Raw genomic sequence first — 11,839 nt, 5'->3', positions numbered from 1 at the left:
CCACAAGCACGACCCCAAGGCACGTGGACGACGGCCTACTTCACTGTCGCCGCACGGCCTGGGCCAATGACGCGTGCAAACGCAATGCGTTGTTCAGTTTGCGCCGGTTAACGATTAGAATCTGCGCATGCTTAGCGATCGCGCACAAATCCTGCTCAAAACCCTGGTCGAGCGTTATATCGCCGACGGCCAACCCGTTGGTTCGAAGGCGCTTTCGCATTATTCGGGCCTGGATATCAGCTCCGCCACCATCCGCAATGTGATGGTTGACCTCGAACAACTGGGTTTTGTGGCGAGTCCGCATACCTCGGCCGGGCGCATTCCCACCTCGCTGGGTTATCGTTTTTTTGTCGATTCGTTGTTGTCGGTACAACAACTGCATGCCGACAAACTGCAACCGCTCAGCAACGGCCTGCCAGTCGACAATCCGCAACGCACCATCACCGCCGCATCGCAACTGCTGTCGCAACTGACGCATTTTGCCGGCGTGGTGCTCACGCCGCGGCGGCAGGATGTACTGCTTAAACATATCGAGTTTCTGCCGTTGTCCGATCGGCGCGTGTTGCTGATTCTGGTGACCAGCGATGGCGACGTGCAAAACCGCATCATTCAGACCAACAGTTTGTTCAGCCAGTCCGAGTTGTCTGAAGCCGCCAATTTCCTGAATGCGCATTGCACCGGCCGCACCTGGCACAATCTGCGCCAGGTGGTGGAAAACGAAGTGCGCGCCGTAAAAGGCGAGCTGGCCGCGTTGTTGAATACCGCCGTGGTCTACAGCCAGGATGTATTAAGCGGCGACACCGAAAACCTGGTGATCTCGGGCGAGCGCAATCTGCTGGATAGCGACGATCTAGCCGCCAATATGGGCCGCTTGCGCCAGCTGTTTGAATTGTTCGAGCGCAAAACCGCTTTGCTGCAATTGATGGAAGCCGGCAACCGTGCCGAAGGCGTCAAGATTTTTATCGGTGGCGAATCGGGCCTGGCACCACTGGATGATTGTTCGATTATCACCGCGCCGTATCACGCCAATGGTGAAGTCATCGGCACGCTGGGTGTCATCGGCCCGACCCGCATGGCCTACGAGCGGATTATTCCGATCGTCGATGTGACGGCGCGCCTGTTAAGTAGTGCGCTCTCCCAATAAACCTTGAAGCGGCGGGCTGATGATCTCGGGCCGTCGGCGTCATTCTTTTCTTCTCCGGAAATCCGCTTTGATCCGCACTTATATTAAGACCGCAATGTTTTCCGCCCTCGCCGCTTTTGCTAGCACTACCCATGCTGATGATGAATTGCTGCAGCGGCCGGAAGTGCAAAGCTATATCGACCAACTGGTGGGCACGCAGGATTTCAATCGCACCGACCTGACGGCGGTGTTCCAGAAGATTACGCCCAAGCCCAATATCATCGCCGTGCTGGACAAACCATCTACCTCGCGGCCGTGGTACGAATTCCGCAATGGCTTTATGAGCCCGCAACGCATTATCGGTGGCGCGCGCTTTATGCGGCGTTATCACGACACGCTGGCCGAAGTGGAAGACCGTTATGGCGTGCCGCCCGAAATCGTCACCAGCATTATTGGCGTCGAAACCTTGTATGGCCGCAATACCGGCAGCTTTCGCGTGATTGATGCGCTAAGCACCATTGCATTTAATTACCCGCGCCGCGCTGATTATTTTAAAGACCAGTTGACGCAATTCCTGCTGCTGGCGCGCGAAGAAAACCAGGATCCGTTTACGTTTATGGGTTCGTATGCTGGCGCGATGGGCATGCCGCAATTCATGCCATCCAGCTTTCGCCAATACGCGGTGGACTGGAACGGTGATCACCATCGCGACATTTGGGGCACGCCCGAAGACGCGATCGCCAGCGTCGCCAATTTCCTGGCGGCATCAGGCTGGCAACGCGGTGGCAAAGGCTATGTGGGCGTCAACGTGACGGGTGACGAACAGGAATTGCTGGCCGACAAGTTCAACCTGCATTACACGATGGCGGAACTGATGCAGCGTGGCGTGCAGCCGATTACTGAAGTAGATACGCAGCAACAAGCAGTGCTGTTTGCGCTGGAAACCACGGCGGGCGTAACTAACTATTACGCGGGCTTTAACAACTTTTATGTGGTGACGCGCTACAACCGCAGCACGCTATACGCCACCGTGGTGTACCAGTTGGCCGATGCGATCAAGACGGCGTACGACGCCAACGATGATCTGCAACCCGATCCAACACCCAAGCCCAAAGCCAAACCCACAAGCAAAAAGAAGCACAAATAACATAGGGTGGGTCACGACCCACCATTCAAAGCCGCCAGGAAAACCGGAGCGCATGCGCCCGCGTTCGTCTTGAAGGCTTTGATGGGTGGGTCACGACCCACCCTATCAGTTACTTGCCAGCCGCCACCGTGCGTTGGCGGCGCGTCTCGGACAAGACGATGCCGCTGGCCACCGACACATTCAGGCTTTCCACCGAACCAAACATCGGAATGCTGACCAGCACGTCACAATGTTCGCGCGTCAGCCGGCGCATGCCCTCGCCTTCGCTGCCCATTACCCACGCCAGCGGGCCGGTATGGTTAAAGTGATGCAAGTCCGTCGTCGCTTCACCCGCGGTGCCCGCAATCCAGATATCGCGGTCTTTCAGATCGCGCAGCGTGCGCGCCAGATTGGTGACCATCACATACGGCACCACTTCGGCCGCGCCGCAGGCCACTTTCGACACGGTGGCGTTCAGCCCCACCGATTTGTCTTTGGGCGCGATCACCGCATGCACGCCCATGGCATCGGCCACGCGCAGGCAGGCGCCGAGGTTATGCGGATCGGTAATGCCATCCAGAATCAGCAAAAACGGCGGTTCATCGCCCAGGTTTTCCAGCACGTCATCGACTTCGATATACGACTTGCCCGCGTCGATCAACGCAGCCACGCCTTGATGCCGACCGCCATGGGTCAGGCCGTCCAACCGCGCCGAATCCACCAGTAGCACCTTGCAACCTTGTGCTTCGGCCAGTCGCGCCAGATCTTTGGCGCGTTGATCCATGCGTGCGCTGTTCAGATAAAGCTCGTTAACGCTATCGGGAAAGCGTTTCAGGCGCGTGCCTACGGCGTGGAAACCATGGATGACAACTTTGTTCTGCATGACTGCGGGTCCGGCGATTCAGTGAATAGCCCGGCAGTTTACCCCAGCCCGCTCGAAGCAGCCGCAAAACCCTCGCGCAACAGATAGCGCAGCAGGCTATCGGCGTCCATGGCAGGCGCATACAGATAGCCCTGCACGGCGTGCGCGCCGGCGCGGCGCATAAACAGCATTTGCTCAACCGTCTCAACGCCTTCGGCCACCACCTTCAGTCGCAGCTTGCGCGCCATTGCCACAATCGCCTCGGTAATGGCGGCGCTGTCGCTATCGTCGGGCAGGCCCACGGTAAACGAGCGATCAATCTTCAAGGTATCCAGCGGAAAGTGTTTGAGGTTGCTGAGCGAAGAATAGCCCGTGCCAAAATCATCAATCGCCAATTGCACGCCCATGCGTTTCAGTTCTTCCAGCACCGCCACTGCGCGATGCGGATTTTGCATGATCATGCTTTCGGTGATTTCCAGCTCCAGCAATTCGGGCGCAATACCGGATGATTCCAGCGCATTTCGCACTTGCCCGGCCAGTTGTTCGCGCTGGAATTGCCGCGCCGACAAATTAATCGCCATCCTTGGAATGTGATAACCGGCCACTTGCCACAAACGCATCATGCGGCAGCCTTCCTGCAACACCCATTCGCCGATCGGCACGATCAAACCGTTCTCTTCGGCCAGCGGAATAAAACTCGACGGCGGCACCAGGCCCAGTTCGGGGTGTTCCCAGCGAATCAGACATTCCACGCCCGACAATTCGCCGGTGGCCAGATCGATTTGCGGCTGGAAATGCAAAACCAGTTCGCGCCGTTCCAGCGCATAACGCAGGCTGTTTTCCAGCACCAGATGCTCGAACGCGCGCGCATTCATATCGGGCGCAAAAAACTGGAAATTGTTTTTGCCCAGTTCTTTGGCGCGATACATTGCCACGTCTGCGTTCTTCAGCAATTGCGCCGGGCTATTGCCATCGCCGGGATACAGGCTGATACCAATCGAGCAGGTGACAAACAATTCCTGGCCTTTAATAACCACGGCGCGGCTTAATTCAGCCAATACCCGCTCGGCTACATGCGCCACTTCGTCGGCATCGCGCACGTTATCAATCAGGATGGTGAATTCATCGCCGCCCAGGCGCGCAATCAACTGCGTTTCTTTTAAAGTGCCGCGCAAACGCTGCGCAATCACTTTCAGCAACTCATCGCCAACATCGTGGCCCAGCGTGTCGTTAATGCCTTTAAAGCGATCCAGATCGATAAACAACAAAGCCAGTTGCCGATCTTCTTCGCCCGCGCGCGCCACTGCTTGTTGCAATGCTTCGTTCATCGCCACGCGATTGTGCAAAGCGGTCAGGGCATCGTGGTTGGCCAGAAAAAACAAACGTTGTTCAGCTTCTTTGCGATGCGTGTAGTCGGAAAACACACCCACATAATTGGCGATGGCGCCGTTGTCGTCGCGCACCGCGCTGATCGATAACCAGGCCGGATACGCCTCGCCGGTTTTGCGCCGATCCAGCATCTCGCCTTGCCAACGGCCTTGCGTGGCCAGTTCGCTGAGCATGTCGCGATTCACCTCGCGCACCGGGCCGGTTTTGTGAAACATGCGCGAAATCTTGCCCAGCGATTCATCCGAGTCGTAGCCGGTAATCTGACTGAAGGCCGGGTTGACCGCGATGATGCGCGCATTGGCATCAGTAATCAGAATGCCTTCAGTAGCGTTATGAAATACCTGCGCCGCCAGCCGCGCGCGCCGCGCACCCACCGCTTCTTCATGATGCGACGCCGCCAGCACCATGCCGGCAATGGCGACCGTTACCAGCACCACCGCCACCGGGATCAGCCCCGCGCCAGCAACGCCCAAGCTGCTGAGTTGTACCAGCGCAATCGCGCCAACCACCAGCAACACGCTGCCATTACCAATATGCCCCAGGCGCAAGGCGGTGCAGATCACCAGGGGGAACAGCAGAAACTGCATATCGGTGTAGCCCAGCTCGAAATGCCGGTACACCAGCATCGCCGTCACCGCGCCTACGCAAATCAATAACACCAGTTCGATCAGCCAGTTGGCGCGTATACGCAGCGCATCCTGGCGCAGCGCGTAGCACAGCGGCAGCACGGTGATCATGCCAAAGGCGTCGCCCAGCCACAGCGTCAGCCATTCCGGCGCGCCGCCGGGCAAGCCGTGCTGGAAAGCGCCCAGCACCACGGCCGAGAAACTGGCGCCCAGCAAGGCCGACACCAGCGGCCCTGCCACTAAAAAGCGCAAAGCATCGCGCAGCCGAAAGCCGCCATCGTGAGCAAATTGAGGTAACAAACTGAGGGTAAGCAAGGCTTGCAGCGCCTGGATGGCATCCAGTTCCAGGCACGCCAGTGGCGCCAGTCCGTGCAGCGCGGGCGTGATCCAGCCCAGCGCCAGTAGACCGGGCCAATAGCGCACGCCCAGCAGTGACAAAGCCGCCACCGCAACGCCGGCTTGCGGCGCAATCAGAGTCGAATACGAGGTTGCAGGACTGATCTGCCAGACCACCAGACTGCACACTGCATAAGCAACGGCAAACAGGGTCGGGCCGAGCCACCGGTAAGGCATGAGCGAGTACATCTCCGTAGAACCATTTCTATTGCCGGATCGGCTCTGCGATCCTGATATCACGGTTCTAAACGACCGTTTAAAACGGCAAGGCGTAGTTATTCCAGCGGCATGATTCGGGAAGCGAGCCAAAAAAGCAACCGCGCGCAGTACACGGTGTATTAATTGGCGCACCAAAGGTTCCCGCAGCGCGCACGCACAGGCTGCCGACCTTATCAGCGCAATGTATCTGGCGTGTTTGTATGGCTGCTTCTTGTGTCAGCGCCGCGCCAGCAGCCGCTGGCCAGGTATAATGATGTCTTTGCAGCTGCCTGAATCCGAATCCCGTGTCCCTTCCCGCCCTGCCCAAGACCGGCGATCGCCTGCAGATCGCACTTCCTCATGGTTCCGCTGATAGCGTGCTGCTGGCGCGTTACGCCCAGGCCGCCCGGCCGTTGCTGATCCTGACCGACACCGCCCACAGCGCCACGCGTTTGCGCGACGAACTGGCGTGGGTGGCGCCCGGCAAGGTGGTGGCGATGCTGCCCGACTGGGAAACCCTGCCCTACGATCATTTTTCGCCGCATCAGGATCTGATTTCGGAACGGCTGGCCACCTTGTGGCAAGTGCGCCAGGGTCAGGCCGATATCCTGATCGTGCCGGTGCAAACCGCCATGGGCCGGCTGGCCCCGGTGGAATATCTGGCGGGCTACACGTTCTTTATCAAAAAGGGCGAGAAGTTTGATCCGGACAAGCTGCGCGCCGATCTGGCGTTTGCCGGTTACAGCCATGTCACCCAGGTTTACAGCCCCGGCGAATTCTCGATCCGCGGCGGCCTGGTCGATCTGTTTCCGATGGGCTCGACGCTGCCGTATCGCATCGATCTGTTTGACGACGAAGTCGAAACCATCCGCACATTTGACGTCGACACCCAGCGCAGCCTGTACCCCGTGCCCGAAGTGCGGCTGTTGCCTGCACGTGAATTTCCGCTGGATGAAGGCGGCCGCACGCGCTTTCGCCAGCGCTTTCGCGAAGTATTTGAAGGCGACCCGTCCAAATCGCGCTTATATAAAGATGTCTCCAACGGCGCGACGCCGGCGGGCATCGAATACTACTTGCCGCTGTTTTTTGAAAACACGGCCACGCTGTTTGATTATTTGCCGCAGGGCACCTTGCCCGTGTTGCACGGCGCGGTGCACGAGGCCGCGGCACGTTTCTGGGCCGATACGCAGGATCGCTACCGCAATCTGTCCGGCGAAAAAGACCGGCCGATTCTGACTCCGGCCGCGCTGTATCTGCAGCCCGACACGCTGTTCGCCACGCTGAAAGACTACGCGCGGCTGGAACTGCAAGCGGGCGACAATCCCAATACCTCGCCACTGCCCGCGCTGGATGTGGACCGTCGCGCCGAGAATCCGATCAGCAAATTGCAGGCGTTTCTGGGCAGCTATGCCGGGCGCGTGCTGATCTGCGCTGAGAGCATGGGCCGGCGCGAGACCATGTCGCAGTTTTTTGCCGACAATCATCTGAAGCCCGAGATCGCGGACAACTGGCAGGCGTTTCTGGACAGCAAAGCGCCAGTGATGCTGACCGCGTCGCCGCTCTACCAGGGCTTTATTCTGGTGGGCGATCAGCAAGCGGTCATCACCGAAGCCAATCTGTACGCCACCGTGGCGCAAGCGCGCGGCAAAAAGGCGCAAAAGCGCAGCAATACCGATTCGATGCTGCGTGATTTGTCTGAGCTGAAGATTGGCGACCCGGTGGTGCACGAAGCGCATGGCATCGGCTTGTACAAAGGTCTGGTCTCGATGGACCTGGGCGAAGGCCAGACCGAACTGCTGCTGATTGAATACGCAGGCACCGACAAGCTGTATGTGCCGGTGTCGCAACTGCACGTCATCAGCCGCTATTCCGGTGGTGCGCCCGAGGCTGCGCCACTGCACAAACTGGGTTCCGGCGCATGGGACAAAGCCCGCCGCCGCGCCGCTGAGCAAGTGCGTGATACCGCCGCCGAGCTGCTTAATCTATATGCGCGCCGCGCCGCACGTGAAGGCCATGCATTTGACTGGAACTTCAACGATTACGCCGCGTTTGCCGAAGGCTTTGCCTTTGAGGAAACCGCCGACCAGGCCGCCGCGATCGAGGCCGTGCTGGTGGACATGCGCCTGGGCCGCCCGATGGACCGGCTGGTGTGTGGCGATGTCGGTTTTGGCAAAACCGAAGTCGCCCTGCGCGCTGCCTTCGCCGCCGTGGCGGGTGGCAAACAGGTGGCCGTGCTGGTGCCGACCACCTTGCTGGCCGAACAGCATTTCCAGACCTTTACCGATCGTTTTTCCGATTGGCCGATCAAGATCGTCGAATTGTCGCGCTTTCGCTCCAGCAAAGAAGTCGCCGCCGCGCTCAAGGGCCTGGAAGACGGCACCGTCGATATCGTCATCGGTACGCACAAGCTGGTGCAGCCGGACGTGGTGTTCAAACGCCTCGGCCTGGTCATCATCGACGAAGAACACCGCTTTGGTGTGCGCCAGAAAGAACAACTGAAAGCGTTGCGCGCCAACGTCGACGTGCTGACGCTGACCGCCACGCCGATCCCGCGCACGCTGGCGATGAGCCTGGAAGGCTTGCGCGATTTCTCGGTGATTGCCACCGCGCCGAACAAGCGGCTGGCGGTCAAAACTTTTGTCGCCAAATTCAGCGATGGGGTGATCCGCGAGGCCGTACTGCGTGAGCTGAAGCGCGGCGGCCAGGTGTTCTTTTTGCATAACGAAGTCGAGACCATCGAAAACGTGCGCGAAAAGCTGACCGCGCTGTTGCCCGAAGCGCGCATCGGCGTGGCGCACGGCCAGATGCGCGAACGCGATCTGGAACACGTGATGCGCGATTTTTATGCGCAGCGCTTCAACATCCTGTTGTGCACCACGATTATCGAAACCGGTATCGATATCCCCAACGCCAACACCATCATCATGAATCGCGCCGACAAGTTCGGCCTGGCGCAGCTGCATCAGATGCGCGGCCGCGTGGGCCGCAGCCATCACCAGGCCTACGCGTATTTGCTGGTGCCCGATCTGGAAGGCATGACCGCATCAGCGCGCAAGCGGCTGGAAGCCATCCAGATGATGGAAGAGCTCGGCGCTGGCTTCTACCTGGCCATGCACGATCTGGAAATTCGCGGCGCGGGCGAAGTGCTGGGCGATTCGCAATCGGGCGAAATGCAGGAGATTGGCTTTTCGCTGTATTCGCAAATGTTGAACGAGGCGGTGAAGGCGCTCAAAAAAGGCATCGAGCCCGATTTGTCGCAACCGCTGGGCGTGACCACCGAAATCAATCTGCACTCGCCCGCCTTGCTGCCCGAAGCCTATTGCCCCGATGTGCACGAACGCCTGAGCCTGTACAAACGCCTGGCCAACTGCGAAACCACGGATGATCTGGACGACCTGATGCAAGAACTGGTCGACCGCTTCGGCCTGCTGCCCGACCCGGCCAAAGTGCTGCTGGATTGCCACAAACTGCGCATGCTGGCCAAACCGATGGGCATCACCAAAATCGACGCGGCCGACACGGCGATCGTGGTCAACTTCGCCAAGAACACGTCCGTCGAGCCGATGAAAATCATCACGCTGATCCAGAACAAAAAGAACTATCGCCTGGCCGGACAAGACCGCCTGCGCCTGGAAGGCAACTGGCCCGAAGCCCCGCTGCGCGCAGCGCGGGTGAAAGAGCTGCTGGGAGAATTGGGCAAGCCAGCGTGAGGTCAGGGGGTAAGGGAGTGAGGGAGTGAGGGAGTGAGGGAGTGAGGGTGTCTGGCATCTCCCCGCCGTATGTTGCATGGCTCCGCGAGAAATTGAAACCGCAGGCGTTTGGGCCGGTTGTTCTTGCTTATCACTTGAGGAGGTGGGTCTTGACCCACCCTATCGGATCGCAGCTTGACTGGCCAAAGCGCTAAAAGCACTGCGCGGTTTCATCGCGCGGAGGGTCGCCTTTCCTTGGCGAAGCAAAGTTGCACGATAAGTCTTCACTGAAAACCGACGTGCCCCCGGGTACCCCGGGTATCAAAACATGCGTCGCAGGCTAAGCAGTCAAAGATTCAAGGTCCGGCAAAGCCGGACACAAATCCCCCCGCAGGCTACGCTTCACAGCCCCGCCAGCTCCTTGACATGCACCGCGACGCTGCGCCCCAGCGACGACAGGTCATACCCCCCTTCCAGCATCGAAACAATCCGTCCGCCGCAATGCCGCTGGGCCACTGCCATCACTTGCTTCGTGACCCAGGCGTAATCCGACTCCACCAAGCCCATCGACGCCATATCGTCCTCGAGGTGCGCATCGAAGCCCGCCGAGATCAGGATCAGTTGCGGCGCAAATTCATCCAGCAGCGGCAGCCACTGATCCCGCACCAGATCGCGAAACGCGGCGCCCGTGGTCGCGCGCGGCAACGGAAAATTATGCATATTCGGCCCCAGCGCCACATCGCCGCTGTACGGGTAGAACGGATGCTGAAACATCCCCACCATGCTGACGCGCGCGTCGCCGCAAAAAATATCTTCAGTGCCATTGCCGTGATGCACATCAAAATCGACGATCGCCACGCGTTCCACGCCGTGCACCGCCAGCGCATGCGCGGCCGCCACTGCCACGTTATTTAGAAGACAGAAGCCCATGGCCTGCGATCGTCCCGCGTGATGGCCCGGCGGGCGGATGGCGCAAAACGCGTTTTGCACCGCGCCAGTCATCACTTGATCAACGGCCAGCACGCCAGCGCCGGCGGCAAACCAGGCGGCGCGCAAGCTGTAGGGATTGATGGCGGTGTCGGGGTCGAGGTGCACATAGCCATGCGTGGGCGAGAGCGAACCCAGCCGGTCCAGCCACTCGCCCGAATGCACGCGTTCAAGCTGGGCGCGGCTTGCGGCCGGGGCTTCGAGGTGCAACAAGGCGTCCCACAGGCCCGCCGCGATCAGTCGGTCCTGAATGGCGGCCAGGCGTTCGGCGCATTCGGGATGGCCGCGCCCCATGTCATGCATGGCGCACGCCGGATGCGTGATATAGGCGGTCATGCCGCCCGCAACAGCCGTGGAAAACAAACGATGTACTCCCGGAGCATGCTTATAATTCAGACCGCAGCGTTTACAAGAATTTTGCAGAGTGTGTGTGTCGCAGTGCCGCCAGCGTGGCTGGCCGGCAGTGCGCAGCCCGGTCTGTTCGCGCTGAAACCCTACCATAGCGCGCCCGTTCACTACACAGGATGTTGCATGACGCCCTCGTTTGCCGCCGCCATCGATCAACTCAACAGTATTATCCTGGGCAAGCCGCGCCAGATTCGTCTGGCGCTGGCCTGCTTGCTGGCCCAGGGACATTTATTGCTGGAAGACTTGCCCGGCGTAGGCAAGACCACGTTGGCGCACGCGCTGGCGGGCACGCTGGGTTTGCAGTTCCAGCGCGTGCAATTTACCAGCGATCTGCTGCCGGCCGATCTGGTGGGCGTTTCGATTTATGCCCGCGATAGCGACACCTTCCGCTTTCATCACGGGCCTGTCTTCAGTCAGGTGCTGCTGGCCGACGAAATCAACCGCGCGCCACCCAAAACGCAGTCGGCTTTGCTGGAAGCGATGGAAGAATACCAGGTCACGGTCGACGGCAAAACGCATCCGCTGCCCGAGCCGTTTTTTGTGATCGCCACGCAGAATCCGCAATATCAGATTGGCACGTTTCCCTTACCGGAATCGCAGCTCGATCGTTTTTTGATGCGTCTCGAATTAGGCTATCCCTCAGTCCAGGCCGAGCGCGCCCTGCTGGCGGGCGAAGACCGCCGCGACACGCTTGCGCATCTCAAGCCGTGTCTGACGGCCGCCGAGATGCAACAAGCGCAACAAGCCATCAAGCAAGTCAAACTGGCGCCCGCTTTGCTCGATTACATCCAGGCGCTGGCCGCCGCCACCCGCTCCAGCGAACGCTTTAGTTATGGGCTGTCGCCGCGCGCCTTGTTGGGCCTGGTGAGCGTGACGCGCGCCTGGGCGTGGCTGGAGAACCGCGACTTCGCCATCCCCGATGATGTGCAGGCGGTGTTTCCCGGCGTGGCAGGCCATCGCTTGCAGTTGCGTGGCCGCGGCCAGGCCGACCCGCGCGTGGCGCAAGAGTTGCTGGCCAGCGTCGCCATCCCTTAA

General features: G+C 59.8%; 7 protein-coding genes. 4 read left to right on the top strand and 3 right to left on the bottom strand.

Translation table 11 applies throughout. The features are described 5' to 3' along the window. Positions 1 to 127 precede the first annotated feature (127 nt). Positions 128 to 1,144 carry a heat-inducible transcriptional repressor HrcA gene (hrcA, locus tag WG78_RS00725; RefSeq protein WP_053935871.1) on the top strand — a complete coding sequence of 339 codons (1,017 nt, stop codon included), beginning with the start codon at positions 128 to 130 and terminating at the stop codon, positions 1,142 to 1,144. Positions 1,145 to 1,238: 94 nt separating this feature from the next. Next, the gene (gene mltB, locus WG78_RS00720) at positions 1,239 to 2,270 is read left to right on the top strand and encodes a lytic murein transglycosylase B (RefSeq protein ID WP_053935870.1); all 1,032 of its coding nucleotides are present in this window, start codon (positions 1,239 to 1,241) and stop codon (positions 2,268 to 2,270) included. A 109-nt stretch (positions 2,271 to 2,379) separates the two neighbouring features. On the opposite strand, the gene rlmB is transcribed toward mltB, so the two are convergent. Continuing rightward, positions 2,380 to 3,132, bottom strand: coding sequence for a 23S rRNA (guanosine(2251)-2'-O)-methyltransferase RlmB (rlmB, locus tag WG78_RS00715; protein ID WP_053935869.1), 753 nt, complete (start codon positions 3,130 to 3,132; stop codon positions 2,380 to 2,382). A 38-nt stretch (positions 3,133 to 3,170) separates the two neighbouring features. Then, on the bottom strand, positions 3,171 to 5,699 hold the full coding sequence (locus WG78_RS00710) for a bifunctional diguanylate cyclase/phosphodiesterase (protein ID WP_053935868.1): 2,529 nt from the start codon (positions 5,697 to 5,699) through the stop codon (positions 3,171 to 3,173). A gap of 326 nt (positions 5,700 to 6,025) precedes the next feature. Between WG78_RS00710 and mfd the strand changes: the two genes are divergently transcribed. Continuing rightward, positions 6,026 to 9,430 carry a transcription-repair coupling factor gene (gene mfd, locus WG78_RS00705; RefSeq protein ID WP_053935867.1) on the top strand — a complete coding sequence of 1,135 codons (3,405 nt, stop codon included), beginning with the start codon at positions 6,026 to 6,028 and terminating at the stop codon, positions 9,428 to 9,430. 381 nt (positions 9,431 to 9,811) lie between these two features. Here mfd and WG78_RS00700 read toward each other — a convergent pair whose 3' ends face one another. Then, positions 9,812 to 10,759: a histone deacetylase family protein gene (locus tag WG78_RS00700; protein ID WP_236691953.1), complete on the bottom strand. Its 948-nt coding sequence runs from the start codon at positions 10,757 to 10,759 to the stop codon at positions 9,812 to 9,814. A gap of 168 nt (positions 10,760 to 10,927) precedes the next feature. On the opposite strand from WG78_RS00700, the gene WG78_RS00695 reads away from it, so the two are divergent. Then, positions 10,928 to 11,839, top strand: coding sequence for an AAA family ATPase (locus tag WG78_RS00695; RefSeq protein ID WP_053935865.1), 912 nt, complete (start codon positions 10,928 to 10,930; stop codon positions 11,837 to 11,839).

It is taken from the genome of Amantichitinum ursilacus, from assembly GCF_001294205.1.
Taxonomy (GTDB): domain Bacteria; phylum Pseudomonadota; class Gammaproteobacteria; order Burkholderiales; family Chitinibacteraceae; genus Amantichitinum; species Amantichitinum ursilacus.
Note: the sequence above shows the minus strand (reverse complement) of the source record. Positions and strands in the feature narration are given on the sequence as shown.

Excerpts from the sequence above, each read along its gene's own strand:
- hrcA (WP_053935871.1), top strand. The coding sequence starts at position 128 with ATGCTTAGCGATCGCGCACAAATCCTGCTCAAAACCCTGGTCGAGCGT.
- mltB (WP_053935870.1), top strand. The coding sequence starts at position 1,239 with ATGTTTTCCGCCCTCGCCGCTTTTGCTAGCACTACCCATGCTGATGAT.
- rlmB (WP_053935869.1), bottom strand. The coding sequence starts at position 3,132 with ATGCAGAACAAAGTTGTCATCCATGGTTTCCACGCCGTAGGCACGCGC.
- WG78_RS00710 (WP_053935868.1), bottom strand. The coding sequence starts at position 5,699 with ATGCCTTACCGGTGGCTCGGCCCGACCCTGTTTGCCGTTGCTTATGCA.
- WG78_RS00695 (WP_053935865.1), top strand. The coding sequence starts at position 10,928 with ATGACGCCCTCGTTTGCCGCCGCCATCGATCAACTCAACAGTATTATC.